Raw genomic sequence first — 18,392 nt, forward strand, 5'->3', positions numbered from 1 at the left:
AGCTACCCGCTCCGCACCCGATTCCGGTGCGGCCGAACGACATCGGAGGATCGACCGTGAATCGCACCCGCAGGCGCAGCGCCGTCGCGAGCGTCGCCGCCGGGTTGGCGCTCTGCGCCGGCCTGGCCGGCTGCACCGGCACCGACGCCAACGCCGAACCCCCTGCGCTGGAACGCTTCTACAGCCAGCAGCTCGACTGGAAGGCCTGCGACGACCCGAAACTCGCCCAAGCGGGCGCGCAGTGCACCGATGTCACGGTGCCACTGAATTACGCTGCCCCCCAGGGGACCACCACCACCGTCGCCATCTCCCGGCTCGCGTCTCCGGAACCCGCGAAACGACGCGGCGTCATGCTGTCCAACCCCGGCGGCCCCGGCGGCCCCGGGCTCGACTTCATGCTCGGGGTCCGCGAGGCGATGACGCCCGACGTGCGCGCACAGTACGACCTCATCGGCATGGACCCGCGCGGCATCGGGCGCTCCGCGGCGATCAACTGCCACTGGCCGCGCGGCTTCGCGCTGGAGTCGGCCGGTGTCGACGCCGCGAGTTACGCCGAATCCGTGGCCACCAACGCGGATTTCGCGGCGCGCTGCGCGGCGACCGAAGCGGCCAGGCTGCCGTACATCAGCACCCGCAACACCGCGCGCGACATGGACGTGATCCGCGGCGCGCTCGGCGTCGACAAGGTCAGCTACTTCGGCACCTCGTACGGCACCTATCTGGGTGCCGTGTTCACCCAGATGTTCCCGCAGCGCAGCGACCGGATCGTGCTGGACAGTGCGGCGAATCCGGAGACCTACGGCCCGGTCGGCATGATGCAGGCCATGGGCCCGGCGAACGAGGCCGCACTCGATCTCTGGGCCGACTGGGCCGCCGCGCACGACGGCGACTACCACTTCGGCGACTCCCGCGCCGCGGTGCGGGCCACCATCATGGATCTGATCCAGCGATCGGCACGGCAGCCGATTCGGCTGGGGGAGTTCGAGGTCGACGATCACATCGCGCCGATGCTGCTGTTCGTCGGGCTGGACGACGTGCGCAACTACGAACTGCTGGCAGGTCAGGTCCGCCAGCTCCGCGATGCGGCGAACGGTATACCCGTGCAACCCGACGACACGCTGCGGGAAAGCCTCGAGCACATTTTCAAGCCGGTCGAACAGGACGGTTCACCGCAGATGGCGGTGCTGTGCGGTGACGTCGCCGCACCCCGCGATCCGGCGTTCTACTTGCGCAATATCGAGGCGGCCCGGGCGAGCCAGCCGGTGTTCGGCGCGTTCGCCAACAACATCACCTCGTGCGCGTTCTGGGCGCCGCCGCTGGAACCGCCTACGGTGGTGGACAATTCGGTGCCGAGCTTGATCCTGAACTCCACCGGCGACACCCGCACCGCGTACGAGGGCGCGCGCGTGCTGCACCAGAAGATGACCGGCTCGGCCTTCGTCACCCTGCAGGATGTGCCGATCCACTACATCTTCGGCCGCTACCCCAACACCTGCGCGTACGGCGCGGTGAACGCGTACCTGCGCGACGGCACGCTGCCCGCCGGGGAACTCACCTGTAAGGCGGACTAGTCCGGACGCGTGCAGGCCTGAATTCCACACGGGTTCAGGCCTTCACGCGTTCAGGTAGGCCAATACCGCGAGCACCCGGCGGTGCCCGACCTCCTCGGTGGACAGCCCCAACTTCGCGAAAATGCTCCGAATGTGTTTGTGCACAGCGCCTTCGCTGACCACCAGCCGCTCGGCGATGGTGCCGTTGTTGTGCCCCTCGGCCATCAAGGCGAGCACCTCCCGCTCCCGCGCGGTCAGCGCGGCAAGCGGGTCGTCGGCTTTGCGTCGCACCAGCAGTTGCGAGATCACTTCGGGATCCATCGCGGTGCCGCCCGCCGCCACCCGGCGCAGCGAGTCGAGGAACCGGTCCACCTTCCCGACCCGTTCCTTGAGCAGATAGCCCACCCCGCCCAGGCCGTCGCCGAGCAGTTCGGCGGCGTAACTGTCCTCCACCCACGAGGAAAGAACCAGCACCGGCAGACCGGGATGCAGTTCGCGGGCGCGCACCGCGGCGCGCAGCCCGTCGTCGGTGAAGGTCGGCGGCATCCGGATGTCGACCACCACCGCGTCCGGCCGGTCCGCGGCCACGGCGGCGAGGAAGTCGTCGGCATTGCCGACCGCGGCGACCACCTCGATGCCCGCGGTGCTGAGCAAGAGCACCAGACCCTCCCGTAGCAGGGCGTCGTCCTCGGCGATCATGACCCGCACGGCAACTCCACCCGCAACACAGTAGGGCCACCCGCCGGGCTCGTCAGCACCATCCGTCCGTCGAGCGCCTCGGCGCGGCGGCGGATGCCGGCCAGTCCGCCGCCGTAGGTCTCGACCGCGCCGCCGACGCCGTCGTCGCGGACCTCGATGGTCAACAGCTCCGGCCGGCCGCCGAGCGCCACGGTGATGCCCGCGGCCCCGGAATGTTTGGTCGCGTTGGTGAGCGCTTCGGTGATCACGAAGTAGGCGGCCGCCTCCACCGCGGCAGGCTGCCTGCCCACCTCGGCCAACTCGAGCACGCACGGGATCGGGCTGCGCGCCGCGATCGCCGACACGGCGCTGACCAGGCCGCGATCGGACAGCACCGGCGGATAGACGTTGCGCACCACATCGCGCAGTTCGGCGAGCGCGGCCGTCGCGGTGTCCTGGGCTTTGCGCACCAGCTCGTGCGCCGCCGCCGGATTCTGTTCGCGCAGTTGATCGGCCAGCCCGAGCTGCATGATCACCGCCGCGATCCGGGCCTGCGCGCCGTCGTGCAGGTCGCGTTCGATCCGGCGCAGTTCCGCACCGTGCGCGTCCAGCGCGGCCGCCCTGGTCGCGGTCAACGCGGCGACCCGATCGGCGAGCACGACCCCTTCGGCGGGGCCGAGCAGGGCGCGGGCCAGCTGCGCCTGCCACCGCGCCACCACCGGGACCAGCAGCGTCAAGCTGAGGAGCGGCAGGGTGAGCAGAGCGCTGAGCCATGCCGAGGGCCACGAGTTCACCGCGTAGCCGAAGGTCATGAACTCCCCCGGCGGCAGGTGCTGCCACAGCGCCGGGGTCGCCAGCTGAACGAGCACCGACACCGGCAGCGCGACGGCGAAAACGCCCAGATAGATGCCGGTCAGACCGTGCGCGATCAGCCAGGCCACGTCGCGGCGGTTCGCCGGATCGGTGACCGCCGTGCGCACCCGCGAGCGCAACCCGCCGACGAGGGGCTGATAGCTCTCCTCGATCGGTGTGCCGAGTCGCTGTGCCGCCCTGCGCCGTTCGAACGAGACCAGCGGCCGGACCACCCGGAGCGCCTCCGGTACCGCCGGGATGCCGACCCCGATCAGGCAGAACGCGAGCACCAGGAGCAGGCCGATCACCGCGAACATCGCGGCCAGCGAGGTCACGCTGCCGACCGCCAGGTACCCGATCGCCCCCGGCAACAGCCGTAGCCGTGCCAGCGCGGAACGCAGGACCTCTTTCACCCTCGTCATGCTGTCAGAACATCAGTCCGCGAGCTGCGGACGGTCGCACCGACGGCCACCGCGCCGACCAACGAGCGGTCCGGCGCGGTGGCCACGGTGCCGGGTTCGGTCACGCAGAGCCTGAGCCGTCCGCCGGGCGGCGAGAAGCGTCGTCCCGCGCGCCGCCACGCTCCGGCGGTTCGATGACCTCGCCCCCGCCGAGCACCAGTCCCGCCTCATCGACCACGCGGGCCTCGCCGGCCGCGACACTCTCGTCGTTCTCCGCCGCCGCGGCGGCGTGCGCAGCTTCGATACCACCCGTCATCCGCAGCGGCACCTCCCGCCAGAACAACACCAGGATCAGCGCGATCAGCGCGACACCGGTCGCCGACAGGAACACCGTCGACATCGAATCGGCGAAGCCGATCTTGAACGGCCGGGCCAGGTCGGGGCTCAGCTGCTGGATGATCGAGCTGTCCTTCAGCACCTGTCCCGCGGCCGAAGTATCCTGCGCGAGTAGGCCTTTCGCCAGCGCGGCATCGGCCGGGTTGCTGCTGCGCGCACCCTCGACCACCGCGTGCTGGAACTGCGGATCGGCTGCGGCACTGCGCATTTCGTCCGAGATGTTCGGGGTCAGCTGCGCGAACAGGATGGACAGGAACACCGCGACACCGAGCGTGCCGCCGATCTGCCGGAAGAACGTGGCCGCGGCGGTCGACACACCCATGTCCTTGGGCGGCAACGCGTTCTGCAGGGCCAGGGTGAGCGGCTGCATCAGGTTGCCGAGGCCGAAACCGGTGCACGCCATGAAGATCATCGCGAGCCACAGCGGGCTGTCCGCGGTCAGATAGTGCAGCAGGAACAAGCCGAGCGTCAGCATGGTCGCGCCGATGATCGTGAAGGCACGGTAGCGGCCGGTCCGTGAAATCAACTGGCCGGACACGACTGAACCGGTCATCAGGCCGAGCACCATCGGCAGCATCTGCAGGCCGGCCAGCGTCGGGCTCGCCCCGCGCACCACCTGCAGGTACTGCGGCAGCAGCGAGATACCGCCGAACATGCCCGCGCCGACCACGAACGAGATCACCACGCCCAGTGCGAAAGTGCCGTTCTTGAAGATCCGCAGCGGGATCAGCGCCGCGTCCCGCAGGTTCTTCTCCACCAGCACGAAGCCGATGATGCCGAGCCCGCCGATCACGTAGCAGGCGATGGAACGGCCACTGCCCCAACCCCATTCGCGTCCCTGCTCGGCGACCACGAGCAGCGGCGCCAGGCCGATCGCGAGCACCAGCACGCCCCACCAGTCCACCCGGTCGGTCGACTTCGGCCGCTTGGGCAGCTTCAGCACGCGCGACACCACGGCCAGCGCGATCAGGCCGATCGGCACGTTCACCAGGAACACCCAGCGCCAGCCGCTGACGCCGAGGATCGTCTGCTGTCCGGCGAGCACGCCGCCGAGCACCGGGCCGATCACGCTGGACGTGCCGAACACCGCGAGGAAGTAGCCCTGGTATTTGGCACGTTCGCGCGGGCCGACGATATCGCCGAGGATGGTCAGCGCCAACGACATCAAACCGCCCGCGCCGATACCCTGCACCGCACGGAACGCCGCGAGCTGATACATCGACTGGGCCATCGTGCACAGCAGCGAACCGACGATGAAGATCGCGATGGCCAGCATGAAGAACTGCTTGCGGCCGAACATGTCGGACAACTTGCCGTACAGCGGGGTGGCCAGCGTCGCGGTGATCAAGTAGGCGGTGGTGGCCCACGCCTGCATCGAGTAACCGTTGAGGTCATCGGCGATGGTGCGGATGGCGGTGGAGACGATCGTCTGATCGAGCGCTGCCAGCAGCATCCCGAGCATCAATCCGCTCAGGATCACCAGGATCTGACGATGGGTGAAAGCCGGGGGCGCTGCCGCGGTCGGCGCTGCTGCGGTCATTTGTCGTTCTCCGTCTCGGTAAGGGCCTCGTCCCAGTTGCGGCGCATGGCGGCGATCATCTCCGGTCGCGTTCGCTCGAAATCGTCGACGAACTGCCGGAGCAGCTCGGCGAACTCGGCCCGGGTCTGCGGTGCCCACTTCGCCATCACCTTGCTCAGGTTGTCGTTGCGGCGTCGGCGGATCTGCTCCGCGACGGCGCGACCACGTTCGGTGACCACGAGCACGGTCGCCCGGCCGTCCGCCGGGTCGGCCTGCCGCTCGACGAGCTGCCTGCCGACCAGCTGGGCCACCTGACGACTGACCGTCGACGCGTCCGAGTGCAGGGCGGCCGCGAGTTCGCCGGAGCGCATCGGTCCGTCGAAACACAGCCGGATCAGGGCGCCGAACGCGGCGGGATCCAGCCCGTCCTTGGTCCACATGCCGATCTGGGCCGCGGTGCGGTCCCGGATCCGCTGCAAACGGGTGAGCTGCATCGCGATCGTGTCGATCGTCTGGTCGTCCACACCCTCACCTTTGCTTGCATCAATCAACTAGTTGCGCGATGCAAGTATGCAGACGGAACCGGAACTGGGGCAAGCGATAGACGGCGCTTTACTCGCCCTTGAACTCAGGAGCCCGCTTCTCGAACACCGCCTTGATCGCCTCGGTGAGATCCTCCGAGGGCAGGAACGCGGAGTTCCACGCGGACACGTAGCGCAGTCCGGTGGCGACCTCGTTCTTGGTGCGCTGATCCAGCACATCCTTCACACCCTGCACCACCAGCGGCGGGTTCGCGGCGATCTCGCGTGCGGTGGCGTGTGCCGCGTCCAGCGCCGCGGCCTGATCGGCGAACACGTCGTTGACCAGGCCGATCTTCTCCGCGCGGGCGGCGTCGATGTCCTTGCCCGTGTACGCCAGCTCGCGCAGATGCCCCTCGGAGATGATGCCGGGCAGCCGGTGCAGTGAGCCGATATCGGCGACGATCGCGACCTTCGCCTCGCGCAGGCTGAACTTCGCCTCGGCGCTCGCGTAGCGGATGTCGACCGCGGCGATCAGGTCCAGACCGCCGCCGATGCACCAGCCGGAGATCGCGGCGATCACCGGCTTGCGGCAGTCCGCCACCGCCGTCACCGCACCCTGCATCTTGCGCAGCTCGACCAGGAATTCGGTGCGCGGCGCGGCCAGCGCGCGATCGCCCAGCAGCGGGCCGAACATGCCGCTCATCGCGGGCAGATCGAGGCCGTAGGAGAAATGCGGGCCCGCACCCGTCAGCACGATCGCGCGCACCTCCGGATCCGCGTCCAGCCCCTGGAAGATCTCCGGCAGCTCCCGCCAGAAATCCGGGCCCATCGCGTTGCCCTTGCCGGGACCCGTCAGCGTCACCTGCGCGACATGATCTTTGATCTCGACGGTAAATGCCTGCCAGTCAGTCATTTGTACAGCGTATTCCAGAGGATGGAAGACGAACACACCTCTCCCGGGGCACACACCCTGACGCTTCGGCCACGACGCCCGCCGCACGGTGCCCCGGTGGCACCTGAATCCTGTTAAAGCTGCGCAAAATTGTTGCAGTGCAGTAGTTCCGAGCCGGTAGTGCGCGGATCATGGAACCACGTCATCGAACCTCACTTTCGGCTCGGAGGCCACCATGCTGATGCATCAGGGAATCGGTCTCGACCGGTTCAACGAATTTCCCCGCGCCCGCGCGATACACGCGCTTTTCGGCTGTTGCGGCAATGTCACCTGGGCGACCGAACTCGCCGACGCCAGACCCTTCCCGGATCGGGACGCGCTGCTGGCCACCGCGGACATCGGCCTGCTCGCGCTCTCGCCGGACGATCTGGATCGAGCGTTCGAAGCGGTTGCACACGAACAAGTCTCGGACCACAGCGTGTCCGAGCTGGCACGTTGCACGCACGCGCGGATCGCACAACTGCTCGGGCCGAGCGAGGGCTATCCGGAATACTGACGCATTCCCCGCGATCGCTCTACTCTGGTTTTCATGCGCAGGTCGACATTGCCACCGATCGCCTGCCGAGTCGCGGACACCCTCATCGCCCGAGGCCATCACGGTGTCATTGTGACCCAGCCGGCCCCGACGCCCACTGTCGCGGACGCGGCGCGCGCACTCGGCGTCGAGGTGGGGGCCATCACGACCGCGGCGGTGTTCCTGCTGGACGAGGATCCCGTGCTGCTGCTGGTTTCCGGCGCGCACGAGGTGGACCTGGCCGCGACCGGAAAACGACTGGAGGGCACGCTCACCCCGGCGCCCGCCGAGCTGGTCCGGCAGGTGACCGGCCAGCCGATCGGCGGGGTCGCCCCCGTCGGCCATCCCACCAACCTGCCCACCTGGGTGGATTCGGAACTATCCCGGCATCGCGAGGTGTGGGCCGCGGGCGGGCATCCGAACACTGTGTTCCGCACCTCTTTTCACGAGTTGGTGCGCATCACCGCGGGCCTGCCCATCGACGTCGTATAGGCAGCGCGCGCACCGGCTTTCACCAGTCCTCTCGGCGTGCCATGCGGTGTGCGAGGTCGAAGGTTCGGGCGGAAACCCCCGGGCGGGGGAACGCGAAGCGGACGAACCCGGCGTAGGTTGGCTAAGGTGACCGAGGCTGAACGACCCGTGGATTTCCAGATCCCCGACGATTTGAGCGGGATCACCGCCGAGCAGTTCCGCGCGTCCATGCGGCACTATCCGGCGGGCGTCACCGTGGTCACCTTGAATTCGCCGAACGGGCCGATCGGTTTCACCGCGACGTCGTTCGCTTCGTTGTCGCTGGCGCCGCCGCTCGTCTCGTTCAATATCGCGCACACCTCGTCCAGCCTCACCGCCCTGTTGGACGCCGGCTCGGTGGTCATCCATTTCCTCGGCGAACATCAGCGCCATATCGCGCAACGCTTCGCCCGCACCGCCGACGAGCGGTTCACCGATCGCTCCCTCTGGACCACCCTGGACACCGGCGAACCCGTCCTGCACGGCACCCCCATCTGGCTGCGCGCCACCATCCACCAACTGATCCCCCTCGGCGACCACACCCTCGTGGTAGGCCTGGTCACCCGAGTCCACGACAACACCAACGACTCCCCCGCCGCCGCCCCCCTCCTCTACTACAACGGCCGCTACCACCGCCCCACCCAACTGTCCGACTGAGCGGGGCTGTCAGGCGACTCGGGGCCGAACCTGCACAACCAGGTCGGCATCGAGCGCGTGAGCGAGTCGCTCGAGCACGATCAGGCTCGGGATAGTGCCACCGGCCTCGAACCGAGCCACCGCGGATTGCGTCATACCGGCGGCTTCAGCCAGAGTTGTCTGGCTCCAGCCTTTGCCTTCACGCATTTGCCGGACGGACCGTCCGAGTTCGTATGCCAGGCGCGCCGCTTCGAAGGCCTCAACAGCCCCCGGCTCCTGCATCCGCCGATTCTTGATCTCCGACCAGTCGCTGCGCTCAGCCATAGCTCTCATCCTCCTCGGCGGTATGCCGCTCAGCGATGCAGCGGTCGAGCGCCCGCCGGGCGCGCCCGACCTGTGCACGCTCACGCATTCGTGACTTTACGAAAACAGTGAGCATCACGATCCGGCGCCCCGGAGCGATCCAGTAGGTCAGCCCGACCGCGGAACCATCGAGGTAGAACCACAATTCGCGCAGCTTACCGTCCAGCTGGCGGGTATGGGGTTCGCCTAGCAGCGGCCCATGGTCGGCCAAGAGCTCGACATAGAACGCGGTGTGGGCGAACATGTCCGGCGGGAGTTCTTCCAGCCAATCACGCACCTCAGGTTCGAGCTCAACGATACCCATCCCATAGCGTTGATGCTATATAACAATTCGCTATGAACTGTCGGGTTTCGCGAGTTTTGGCAGACCGGTCAGTCGACGAGGCAGGGGGCGGCGCCGGTGGGGGCCTGGGAGGTGAAAGGGCGGGTTTCGGGGGTGGGGTTCCAGAGGCCGTTGGTGGTGGCGTAGTTCCAGGTGGGGCCGGTTCGGACGAGGGTGGCGACGGCGTCGATCAGGCGGTCGACGTGGGCGGGGGTGGTGCCGAGGCCGATGCTGGCGCGGAGCGCGCCGTCGAGGTCGAGGCGGGCGAGCAAGGGGTGCGCGCAGAAGCGGCCGTCGCGCACGCCGATGCCGTGTTCGGCGGACAGGTAGGCGGCGACGTGGCCGGGGACGAATCCGTCCAGGGTGAAGGCGACGATGCCGACGGTGTCGGGGCTGTCGTGCCAGATCCGCAGCAGGCGCACGCCGGGAATCGCGGCGAGGCCCGCGCGCAGGCGATCGGCGAGGCGGTGTTCATGCGCGGCAAGGGTTTCGGCGTCGATCTCACAGAGCGCGTCACAGGCGGCGGCGAGCGCGGCGGCGCCGAGCACGTTGGGCGAACCGCCCTCGTGCCGCTGCGGCGCGGCGGCCCACTCGACACCGGTGGTGCTCACCTCGCGGACCGCGCCACCACCGGCCAGGTACGGCTCGGCCCGGTCGAGCCAGTCCCGGCGGCCGACGAGCACGCCCGCCCCGAACGGCGCGTACAACTTGTGCCCGGAAAAGGCGATGTAGTCGATGCCGGTGTCGCGCAGGCTGATTCGGCGATGCGGGGCCAGCTGGGCGGCGTCGACGAGGATGCGGGCACCACACTGGTGCGCCACGGTGGCGAGGCGCTCGAGCGGCAGCACCTCACCGGTCACGTTGGACGCGCCGGTCACCGCGAGCAGCGCGGCGGGCTTGCTGCACAGCTCCGCGACCAACCGGCCGATGGTCTCCTCGACGGTCGCCGCGGCCTGCACCACCCGGCGTCCGTGCCGGGTCCAGGGCAGGAGGTTGGCGTGATGCTCGATGTCGAGCACCACGGTGTCTCCGGGTACGCAGGACGCGAGCAGGTTCAGCGAGTCGGTGGTGTTGCGGGTGAACACCACGACCTGGTCGTCGGCGGCGTCGAGGTAGCGGGTCACCGAACCGCGCGCGGCCTCGTAGCACTCGGTGGAGATGCGCGAGGCATAGCCCGCGCCGCGGTGCACGCTCGCGTAGAACGGCAGCAGCTGCTGCACGCGGTCGGTGACCTGGGCCAGCGCGGGCGCGCTCGCCGCATAGTCGAAGTTGGCGTAGGTGGTGGTTCCGCCCTGGACGAGCGGCACCCGCAGGTCGTCACCGGAAACCCGGGCGAGGGCGGCACAGGTCTGGTCCACAACAGCAGTCATCACGAAAATCCCGTCGGCTCTGGGACCCATGATCTGGAAGATTCATCGAGTCCGCGCTTGCCGCACCCGGTCGGGCGACGGCCCGGTCGTCACCCGGAGCACCCCACCGCGGAGGAGGGTTGCCGACCAGCAAGCCGGGGCTGAACGCTGGTACTCATGACCTGTCCCGAGATTGACAGACACCGCCCTGCCCTGTCAACCCGCGACCGGACACGCGCCCGCACCGCCGAAAACACCTTGCGCGGACGCCGGCCGAGGACCAGATTCAGGAAATGTCGCTTTCCCTGCTGCTGAGCTTCATCGGCGTGTGCATCCTGCTCTCGATCACCCCGGGCCCGGATTCGTTCCTGGTGCTGCGCTTCTCGATTGTGGACGCGCGACCGGGGATCGCCGCCGCGATCGGCTCGGCGGTGGGCGGCATCGTGTGGGCGGTGGTGGTCGCGGCGGGCGTCGCGGCACTGCTGGAACAGTCCGCGACGGCGTATCGCGTACTCAAGGTGGTCGGCGGAATCTATTTGGTGTACTTGGGGATTCGCGCATTGCTGGAACAGCGGCGGGCGCGCCGGGCCGGCCTGCACACCGACGACGCGGCGCAGGCCGCGGCGGGCGCCCGCGCGTCGGTTCGCTCGGCGTTCACCGCGGGCCTCGTCTCGTGCATGTTCAATCCGAAAGTGGGCCTGTTCTATCTCGCCGTGCTCCCCCAGTTCCTCACCGAGGTCACCTTCGCCAACACCCTGGTGCTCGGTGCCGTCGAATCCTCGATCGCCGCGGTAGAGATGGTGCTGCTGGCCCTGGCCGCCTCGCGCGCGGTCGCGCTGCTGCGCCGGCCGAAGATCCGGGAGCGGCTCGAACAGGCCAGCGCGGCCATCTTGGCGACTCTCGGAGTCGGCACGGCGGCCTCCGCGGCCTGATCCAGAGCGTCCCGAAACGCTCTGAGCTGCAAGATCACCCAGCCGATGAGCGGAATCACATCGCTGTGACCGCCCGGCCGTAGCGACCGGCCAGCGAACCCGCCGGGCAACCCGCCCACCAGCGGTTGCTTCGGCGTGTCCGCCGGAAACCGCCTCGACCTGCAACGACTCCGCCCGGCCCGTGGGACCCGGCCACCACGCCGGTGAACAACAAACGTCGACAACCCCGAGTACCGTGGACAACTGGTCACCGTGGTGTTTGCCCACTGGTAACCCGGCTATGACACAACAAGACCAGGGAAGTGCGAGGCAGGTCGAATGGGAGGTGGGCAGGGCGTCATGCTCCAGCCACAGGTTGATGCGACGGTGGACCCCCTGCTCCGCGGCACGCACACACCGCAGGCCCGGACTCTCGTCGACATTCTGACCGCGACGGCCCTCGCGCATCCGGACGCGCCCGCGATCGACGACGGCGACGTGGTGCTCAGCTACCTCGAACTCGTCGTCGAGATCGAGCAGACCATGGCGCGTCTCGCCACCGCGGGCGTGCGGCCGGGCGACCGGGTCGGGGTGCGGATGCCGTCGGGTTCCCGGCAGGTGTATCTCACCATCCTCGCGGTGCTGTACGCGGGCGCGGCCTACGTGCCGGTCGACGCCGACGACCCGGACGAGCGGGCCCAGCTGGTCTTCGGCGAGGCGCAGGTCACCGCGATCGTCACGGCCGCGGGCATCGAGACCACGGCCGCCGGAATCCGTGCCGCCGAGGGCAATTCGCTCGCCCCGCACGAGAGCACGCTGCCCACGCCCGCCGACGACGCGTGGATCATCTTCACCTCCGGCTCCACCGGGACGCCGAAAGGTGTTGCGGTCACACACCGTAACGCCGCCGCCTTCGTCGATGCCGAGGCGAATCTGTTCCTGCCGGACGCGCCGATCGGCCCGGGCGATCGCGTGCTGGCCGGCCTGTCCGTCGCATTCGACGCCTCCTGCGAGGAGATGTGGCTGGCCTGGCGTAACGGCGCCTGCCTGGTGCCCGCCCCGCGCGACCTGGTGCGCACCGGCGCCGACCTCGGCCCGTGGCTGGTGCGCCGGGAGATCAGCGTGGTGTCCACCGTGCCGACCCTGGCCGCGACCTGGCCCGCCGAGGCACTGGACGCGGTCCGGCTGCTGATCTTCGGCGGCGAGGCGGTACCGCCCGAACTCGCGGAACGCCTTGCGGGCAAAGGTCATTCGGAGCGCGAGGTGTGGAACACCTACGGCCCCACCGAGGCGACCGTGGTCGCGTGTGCCGCCCTGCTCGACGGCGAATGGCCGATCCGGATCGGCCTGCCGCTGGACGGCTGGGACCTCGTGGTGATCGACGCGAACGGAAACCCGGTGGGCGAGGGCGAATCCGGTGAGCTGGTGATCGGCGGGGTCGGCCTGGCGCGCTATCTCGATCCGGCCAAGGACGCCGAGAAGTACGCCCCGCTGCCCTCGGTCGGCTGGGACCGCGCCTACCGCAGCGGTGACCTGGTCCGTAACGACAGCGCGGGCCTGGTGTTCCTCGGCCGCGCCGACGACCAGATAAAACTCGGCGGCCGCCGCATCGAACTCGGCGAGATCGACAACGCGCTGCAGCACCTGCCCGGCGTCACCGGCGCCGCCGCCGCGATCCGAAGCACCAAGGCGGGCAACAAGATCCTGGTCGGCTACCTCACCGGGCCCGGCCCCGACTTCGACCTCAAAGCCGCCAGAGCCCAACTCACCGAACAGCTGCCGGCCCCGCTGGTACCGCGACTCGCGGTGGTCGCCGAACTGCCGACCCGCACCTCCGGCAAGGTCGACCGCAACGCGCTGCCCTGGCCACTGCCCAACAGCGCCGACGACGACGAGCACAACGAACTCACCGGCACCGCGCAGTGGGTGGCCGGACTGTGGGATTCGATCCTCGGCGGCGAAGTGGTCGATCTCGACGCGGACTTCTTCGACCTCGGCGGCGGTTCGCTGGCCGCCGCGCAGCTGGTGACCGCGCTGCGCGAACGTTATCCACAGATCACCGTCGCCGATCTCTACGACCACCCGCGCCTCGGCGCACTGGTCGAACTGCTGGAGCAGAGCACCCCCGCCGTCGCGGTCGAGGAGCGCGTGGTGCGCCCGACGCCGTTGCGAGCCCAGACGATCCAGGTGCTCGCGACCGTCCCGCTCACCACACTCACCGGACTGCAGTGGCTCACCTGGCTGGCGATCGTCGGCAATATCGCCGCCTGGTCCGGCTCGCTGCCCTGGCTGCCACAGCTGTCCTGGTGGTGGACACTGGTCGCGTTCCTGCTCTTCATCTCCCCGATCGGCCGGATGGCGATCTGCGTGGCGGGTGCGCGGGTGCTGCTGCGCGGGGTGCGGCCGGGACAGTACCCACGCGGCGGGCCGGTACATCTGCGGCTGTGGGCCGCGGTCCGGCTGGCAGAAGCCAGCGGGGCCGAAAACCTTTCCGGCGCACCGTGGATGGTGCCATTCGCCAGGGCGCTCGGCGCGAAGATCGGCAAGGGTGTCGACCTGCACACCATTCCACCGGTCACCGGCATGCTCGAACTGGGCGACGGGTGCAGCGTGGAACCCGAGGTCGACCTGTCCGGCTATTGGATCGACGGCGACGTAGTGCACATCGGGCCGGTCGTCGTCGGCCCCGGTGCGGTGGTCGGTTCCCGATCGATCCTGTTGCCCGGCACCAGGATCGGCAAGAACGCCGAGGTCGCGCCGGGCTCCGCGGTGTCCGGCAAGGTCAAGGCGGAGCAGGAGTGGGCGGGCTCTCCCGCCGTGAAACTCGGTAAAGCCCAGCACCGCTGGCCAGCGCACACACCCGACCGGGCGGCGCACTGGGTGGCGATCTTCGGCATCACCTCGATGGCCTTGGCCGCGGTGCCGATCCTCGGGCTCGGCGCGGGCGGCCTGTTCATCGCCTGGTTCATCCGCGACACCCGCACGCTCGCCGGTGGTTTGGGCCGCGCCTTCGCGATCCTGCCGGTGGCGACGCTGCTCAGCCTGGCCGTGTACGCCGCGATCACCATCATCCTGGTGCGGCTGCTCAGTTTCCGCCTGCGCGAGGGCTATCACCCCGTGCGCAGCCGGACCGGCTGGCAGGTGTGGTCCACCGAACGCCTGCTCGACGCGGCCCGGACCTTCCTGTTCCCGCTGTACGCGAGCCTGCTCACGCCGATCTGGCTGCGCCTGCTCGGCGCGAAGATCGGCAAGAACGTGGAAGCTTCTACGGTGCTGCTGCTGCCCAAGTTCACCGTCGTCGCCGACGGCGCGTTCCTGGCCGACGACACCATGATCGCCAGTTACGAACTCGGCGGCGGCTGGCTGCGGATCGGCGAGGCCAAGGTAGGCAAGCGCGCCTTCCTCGGCAATTCCGGGATGACCGCACCCGGTCGGCGGGTACCGAAAAACGGCCTGGTCGCGGTGCTTTCGGCCGCGCCGTCCAAGTCCAAGGCGGGCTCGTCCTGGCTGGGCAGCCCACCCGTCCGGTTGCGTCGTGCACCGGAAAGCAGTGATACCGCACGTACTTTCGATCCGCCACCGCGGCTGCGGGTGGCCCGCGGCATCATCGAGACCTGCCGGCTCATCCCGGTGCTGGTGACCTTCGCGATCGGGCTCGGCGTGCTGTTCACCCTCGCCTGGCTGGCGCACACCCTCGGCCACCTGCCCACCGCGCTGCTCTGCGGCGTGGTGCTGCTGGCCGCGGGTGCGGTGGCCGGCGCGAGTTCGGTGGCCGCGAAGTGGGCGCTGATCGGCCGGATCGGGACCGAGGAGCATCCGCTGTGGAGCTCGTTCGTCTGGCGCAACGAGGTCTCCGACACCTTCGTGGAAACCGTTGCGGCACCGTGGTTCGCGCGCGCCGCGACGGGTACCCCGGTGCTGAATCTGTGGCTGCGCGGCCTCGGGGCCGAGATCGGCCGCGGGGTATGGTGCGAGTCCTATTGGCTACCGGAGGCGGACCTGGTGACACTCGGTGACGGCGCGACCGTGGAACGCGGCTGCGTCGTGCAGACCCATCTTTTCCACGACCGCATCATGTCCATGGACACCGTCACCCTCGGGGCCGGCGCCACCCTCGGCCCGCACTGCGTCGCGCTGCCCGCGTCCACCATCGGCGAGGGCGCGACGATCGGCCCCGCCTCGCTGGTCATGCGCGGCGATACCGTGCCGCCGTCCACCCGCTGGTGGGGTAATCCGATCGCGCCTTGGTTCCGCGGCGACCCCGGAGCTGCCTCCTGATGCCGGGCAAGTTCTACGCGGAGCCCATCGATGATTACTTGCCACAGAACGGAAATCGAGGTTATCGGGTATCGCGGTACGAGCTGGAGCTGACCTACAAGGTCGCGAGCAATCGGCTGACCGGCCGGGCGGCGATCACGGCGGTGACCACCGCCGTGCAGCCGCGGTTCGCGCTCGACCTCGCCCAGGCGCTCACCGTGACGAAGGTGTTCGTCAACGGTGCCAAGGCCGCGAAATACGTGCACCAGCGCGGCAAACTGACGATCACGCCGCAGCAGCGGATCCCCTCGGGCGGCGCGCTGTCGCTGGTCGTGCAGTACGGCGGCACGCCACGACCGGTGCGCGGGCCGTGGGGCGAGGTCGGCTGGGAGGAACTCACCGAGGGGGCGCTGGTCGCCAGCCAGCCCAACGGCGCCGCGTCCTGGTTCCCGTGCGACGACCACCCGAGTTCCAAAGCCAGCTACCGGATTTCGATCACCACCGACACCCCGTACTACGCGCTGGCCAACGGCACGCTGCTGCGCAAGCAGACCAAGGCCAGCCAGACCACCTGGGTGTACGAGCAGGTGGAACCGATGTCCAGCTATCTGGCCACCATTCAGATCGGGGCGTATCAGAAGCACCGCATCGGTGCGGCGCTGGGCGCGGTGCCGATGCAGGCAGTGGTGCCGCCGCGGCTGCGCACCAACTTCGAACACGACTTCGCCCGGCAGCCACAGATGATGGAGTTGTTCACCGAGCGGTTCGGACCGTACCCGTTCGAGGGTTACACCGTGGTCGTCACCGACGACGAACTGGAGATTCCGATCGAGGCGCAGGGCATCTCGATCTTCGGCGCCAACCACTGCGACGGCAGGCGCGGCGCGGAACGACTGGTCGCGCACGAACTGGCGCACCAGTGGTTCGGCAACAGCCTGACCATCCGGCAGTGGCGCGATATCTGGCTACACGAGGGCTTCGCCTGCTATGCCGAGTGGATCTGGTCCGAAGCGGCGGGCGGCCCCACCGCCGATCAGCTCGCCCGCGGCGTCCGGCACAACCTGGCCAGGCAACCGCAGGACATCATCGTCGGCGACCCCGGGCCGCAGCGGATGTTCGACGACCGGGTGTACAAGCGCGGCGCCCTCGCCCTGCACGCCCTGCGTTTGGAGCTGGGCGACACCGCCTTCTTCGATCTGTTGCGCGAGTGGACCATTCGCTATCGGCACGGTTCGGTCACCACCGAGGAATTCACCGACCTGGCCGGGCATTACAGCCGGGTGCCACTGCGTCCGCTGTGGGACAGCTGGCTGAACGCCAAGCCGCTGCCGCAGCTGCCGCCCGCTCAGAACACCAGATAGCGCGACGCGAGCTCCTCGATGAGCGGATCGTCGTCGGAAACGCGGTTCAACGCTTCGAGATCGGATTCGACCGAGACCTGACGTGGGTCGTCGTGTTCGGTGTCGGGCGCGCCGTCCTCGGCCAGTTGGCGCTGTAGCTTCGCGCGGACACGGTCTTTCAGCGAGTCACTCATAGTGCCAGCTTGCCCGGTGCCGACGGATCGAACCGCGCACGGCGCGCCGTACCGGGCTAGACCGGGGTGAACCAGGTGCCCCACGGCGTATTTCGCAACACCGTGTAGGCCGTGAGCAGCGCGAAGAAGGTCCACATCGTCACGCGATTGATCGACGGCAGCCGCATCTTCTGCCCGCGCCAGGCCTGCCGGGTCCAGTCGCCCACCCACAGCACGAAGGCCAGCACCAGGGGAATCGCGAGCAGATTGCTGTGCAACGAGTCGAGCAGGTTGCCGTCGGTGAGGTTGTTGATCGCCCGCATGCCGCCGCAGCCGGGGCACCAGTACCCGGTCAGCGCGTAGACGGGGCAGACGCCATAGGAACCCTCGACGTGCGGATCCCGCACGTGCAGCAGCACGCCGAGCCCGACACCGACGCCTGCGACCAGCAGCGGAACTCCGACGCCGCGCCAACCGGACCGGGACGGGTGCGTGGCTCCCTCATGCGCCGCCGGTTCCGGTGCGACGTGCGTGCTTTCCACAGCACCAACCGTAACCGGGGTGCGTCGGCCGCCGCCACCACGGCAACGCGCCAGGGGCAGAACGGTTCTCGGGCCGGGTCGTTCCGATGATCACGATCCGGCCGCTTCAAGATCGAATAGGACCGCCGTTTCCGCAGGTAGAGTAGAATTCGGCCTGTGGATGCCGCTGGTTCTGCCCGGCTCGACCACCGCGCGATGAGCGCCGCTCGCAGGCTCGAATTCGGGCATGTGGGGCAATGGTCCGCAGCCCGGCACCACGATCTCGACGACAACTGTCCCCCGACGGTCGCGGTCGAGATCGATCCCGGCGACGGGTCCTCGCTCGTGGTTTTCGTCCCCGCCGACGACGGGGGTCCGCCGAGCGCCTTCCAGCCCGACGATCAGGTGTGTCTCGTCCTGCCGGAGGGCATCGCCGCGATGTACCCACCGGTCGACCCGCGGCTCGCGTAAGTCGTTACGGGATTGCCACTTTCAGAGGCTAACGGCGCGGTACCGGTGCGGCGATGAACCCACTGACCACCCTCTTTTACGCGGCTCTATTTGTGAAGAGAGACAGTGTCACTGCACTGGTTTACGGGTATTACTCCGTTGAGCCAGAATTTCCGC

At 68.9% G+C, this 18,392-nt stretch carries 18 protein-coding genes and 1 riboswitch; of the genes, 8 read left to right on the top strand and 10 right to left on the bottom strand.

All coding sequences use genetic code 11. From position 1 onward, the window contains the following. The first annotated feature begins 56 nt into the window (after nt 1-56). Complete coding sequence (locus TY25_RS06730; protein WP_052382868.1) at nt 57-1,571, top strand: alpha/beta fold hydrolase; 1,515 nt, start codon at nt 57-59, stop codon at nt 1,569-1,571. Between the two features lie 42 nt (nt 1,572-1,613). On the opposite strand, the gene TY25_RS06735 is transcribed toward TY25_RS06730, so the two are convergent. From TY25_RS06735 to TY25_RS06755, 5 genes are all read right to left on the bottom strand, one after another. Continuing rightward, the gene (locus TY25_RS06735) at nt 1,614-2,258 is read right to left on the bottom strand and encodes a response regulator transcription factor (protein ID WP_029896826.1); all 645 of its coding nucleotides are present in this window, start codon (nt 2,256-2,258) and stop codon (nt 1,614-1,616) included. Next, on the bottom strand, nt 2,246-3,502 hold the full coding sequence (locus TY25_RS06740) for a sensor histidine kinase (RefSeq protein ID WP_042254948.1): 1,257 nt from the start codon (nt 3,500-3,502) through the stop codon (nt 2,246-2,248). Before TY25_RS06740 ends, TY25_RS06735 begins: the two co-directional genes overlap by 13 nt. A gap of 100 nt (nt 3,503-3,602) precedes the next feature. Further along, nucleotides 3,603-5,417, bottom strand: a complete 1,815-nt coding sequence (locus tag TY25_RS06745; protein ID WP_042254949.1) for an MDR family MFS transporter — start codon at nt 5,415-5,417, stop codon at nt 3,603-3,605. Beyond that, nucleotides 5,414-5,920 carry a MarR family winged helix-turn-helix transcriptional regulator gene (locus tag TY25_RS06750; protein ID WP_063602708.1) on the bottom strand — a complete coding sequence of 169 codons (507 nt, stop codon included), beginning with the start codon at nt 5,918-5,920 and terminating at the stop codon, nt 5,414-5,416. The genes TY25_RS06745 and TY25_RS06750 overlap by 4 nt, the downstream gene beginning before the upstream one ends. A gap of 88 nt (nt 5,921-6,008) precedes the next feature. Then, nucleotides 6,009-6,830: a crotonase/enoyl-CoA hydratase family protein gene (locus TY25_RS06755; RefSeq protein ID WP_042254950.1), complete on the bottom strand. Its 822-nt coding sequence runs from the start codon at nt 6,828-6,830 to the stop codon at nt 6,009-6,011. Nucleotides 6,831-7,044: 214 nt separating this feature from the next. Here TY25_RS06755 and TY25_RS06760 point away from each other — a divergent pair, with 214 nt between their 5' ends. From TY25_RS06760 to TY25_RS06770, 3 genes are all read left to right on the top strand, one after another. After that, nucleotides 7,045-7,365 (top strand): 2-oxo-4-hydroxy-4-carboxy-5-ureidoimidazoline decarboxylase, encoded by a 321-nt coding sequence (locus TY25_RS06760; protein ID WP_042254951.1) that lies wholly within the window; start codon nt 7,045-7,047, stop codon nt 7,363-7,365. Nucleotides 7,366-7,398: 33 nt separating this feature from the next. Continuing rightward, complete coding sequence (locus TY25_RS06765; RefSeq protein ID WP_042254953.1) at nt 7,399-7,875, top strand: YbaK/EbsC family protein; 477 nt, start codon at nt 7,399-7,401, stop codon at nt 7,873-7,875. 126 nt (nt 7,876-8,001) lie between these two features. Continuing rightward, a complete protein-coding gene (locus TY25_RS06770; protein ID WP_042254954.1) occupies nt 8,002-8,550 on the top strand; it encodes a flavin reductase family protein in 549 nt (182 codons plus the stop codon). 9 nt (nt 8,551-8,559) lie between these two features. Here TY25_RS06770 and TY25_RS06775 read toward each other — a convergent pair whose 3' ends face one another. The 3 genes from TY25_RS06775 to TY25_RS06785 form a co-directional block, all read right to left on the bottom strand. Further along, on the bottom strand, nt 8,560-8,853 hold the full coding sequence (locus tag TY25_RS06775; RefSeq protein WP_042254955.1) for a helix-turn-helix domain-containing protein: 294 nt from the start codon (nt 8,851-8,853) through the stop codon (nt 8,560-8,562). Continuing rightward, entirely contained in the window at nt 8,846-9,196 is a 351-nt protein-coding gene (locus tag TY25_RS06780; RefSeq protein ID WP_042254957.1) for a type II toxin-antitoxin system RelE/ParE family toxin, read from the bottom strand. The genes TY25_RS06775 and TY25_RS06780 overlap by 8 nt, the downstream gene beginning before the upstream one ends. A 68-nt stretch (nt 9,197-9,264) precedes the next feature. Next, complete coding sequence (locus tag TY25_RS06785) at nt 9,265-10,584, bottom strand: aminotransferase class V-fold PLP-dependent enzyme (RefSeq protein ID WP_042255212.1); 1,320 nt, start codon at nt 10,582-10,584, stop codon at nt 9,265-9,267. A gap of 48 nt (nt 10,585-10,632) precedes the next feature. After that, nucleotides 10,633-10,746: riboswitch (SAM riboswitch) on the bottom strand. A 110-nt stretch (nt 10,747-10,856) separates the two neighbouring features. On the opposite strand from TY25_RS06785, the gene TY25_RS06790 reads away from it, so the two are divergent. The 3 genes from TY25_RS06790 to TY25_RS06800 all read left to right on the top strand — a co-directional run bounded on the left by TY25_RS06790 (nt 10,857) and on the right by TY25_RS06800 (nt 17,092). Next, the gene (locus TY25_RS06790) at nt 10,857-11,495 is read left to right on the top strand and encodes a LysE family translocator (protein WP_042254959.1); all 639 of its coding nucleotides are present in this window, start codon (nt 10,857-10,859) and stop codon (nt 11,493-11,495) included. Between the two features lie 339 nt (nt 11,496-11,834). Further along, entirely contained in the window at nt 11,835-15,752 is a 3,918-nt protein-coding gene (locus tag TY25_RS06795) for a Pls/PosA family non-ribosomal peptide synthetase (RefSeq protein WP_169744327.1), read from the top strand. Further along, complete coding sequence (locus TY25_RS06800) at nt 15,752-17,092, top strand: M1 family metallopeptidase (RefSeq protein WP_042254961.1); 1,341 nt, start codon at nt 15,752-15,754, stop codon at nt 17,090-17,092. The genes TY25_RS06795 and TY25_RS06800 overlap by 1 nt, the downstream gene beginning before the upstream one ends. Here the strand turns inward: TY25_RS06800 and TY25_RS06805 are convergent. Both TY25_RS06805 and TY25_RS06810 read right to left on the bottom strand, forming a co-directional pair. After that, a complete protein-coding gene (locus TY25_RS06805; RefSeq protein ID WP_042254962.1) occupies nt 17,077-17,265 on the bottom strand; it encodes a hypothetical protein in 189 nt (62 codons plus the stop codon). The genes TY25_RS06800 and TY25_RS06805 overlap by 16 nt on opposite strands. 56 nt (nt 17,266-17,321) lie before the next feature. Then, on the bottom strand, nt 17,322-17,786 hold the full coding sequence (locus TY25_RS06810; protein ID WP_052382850.1) for a DUF2752 domain-containing protein: 465 nt from the start codon (nt 17,784-17,786) through the stop codon (nt 17,322-17,324). A 156-nt stretch (nt 17,787-17,942) separates the two neighbouring features. Here TY25_RS06810 and TY25_RS06815 point away from each other — a divergent pair, with 156 nt between their 5' ends. Then, nucleotides 17,943-18,236: a hypothetical protein gene (locus TY25_RS06815; protein ID WP_146154103.1), complete on the top strand. Its 294-nt coding sequence runs from the start codon at nt 17,943-17,945 to the stop codon at nt 18,234-18,236. Nucleotides 18,237-18,392 lie beyond the last annotated feature (156 nt).

It is taken from the genome of Nocardia brasiliensis NBRC 14402, assembly GCF_000308475.2.
Classification (GTDB): domain Bacteria; phylum Actinomycetota; class Actinomycetes; order Mycobacteriales; family Mycobacteriaceae; genus Nocardia; species Nocardia brasiliensis.

Bases quoted from the DNA above. Each gene is read 5' to 3' on its own strand.
- TY25_RS06740 (WP_042254948.1), bottom strand. From the start codon at position 3,502: ATGACGAGGGTGAAAGAGGTCCTGCGTTCCGCGCTGGCACGGCTACGG.
- TY25_RS06745 (WP_042254949.1), bottom strand. From the start codon at position 5,417: ATGACCGCAGCAGCGCCGACCGCGGCAGCGCCCCCGGCTTTCACCCAT.
- TY25_RS06755 (WP_042254950.1), bottom strand. From the start codon at position 6,830: ATGACTGACTGGCAGGCATTTACCGTCGAGATCAAAGATCATGTCGCG.
- TY25_RS06760 (WP_042254951.1), top strand. From the start codon at position 7,045: ATGCTGATGCATCAGGGAATCGGTCTCGACCGGTTCAACGAATTTCCC.
- TY25_RS06765 (WP_042254953.1), top strand. From the start codon at position 7,399: ATGCGCAGGTCGACATTGCCACCGATCGCCTGCCGAGTCGCGGACACC.
- TY25_RS06775 (WP_042254955.1), bottom strand. From the start codon at position 8,853: ATGGCTGAGCGCAGCGACTGGTCGGAGATCAAGAATCGGCGGATGCAG.
- TY25_RS06780 (WP_042254957.1), bottom strand. From the start codon at position 9,196: ATGGGTATCGTTGAGCTCGAACCTGAGGTGCGTGATTGGCTGGAAGAA.
- TY25_RS06785 (WP_042255212.1), bottom strand. From the start codon at position 10,584: ATGACTGCTGTTGTGGACCAGACCTGTGCCGCCCTCGCCCGGGTTTCC.
- TY25_RS06790 (WP_042254959.1), top strand. From the start codon at position 10,857: ATGTCGCTTTCCCTGCTGCTGAGCTTCATCGGCGTGTGCATCCTGCTC.
- TY25_RS06795 (WP_169744327.1), top strand. From the start codon at position 11,835: ATGCTCCAGCCACAGGTTGATGCGACGGTGGACCCCCTGCTCCGCGGC.
- TY25_RS06800 (WP_042254961.1), top strand. From the start codon at position 15,752: ATGCCGGGCAAGTTCTACGCGGAGCCCATCGATGATTACTTGCCACAG.
- TY25_RS06805 (WP_042254962.1), bottom strand. From the start codon at position 17,265: ATGAGTGACTCGCTGAAAGACCGTGTCCGCGCGAAGCTACAGCGCCAA.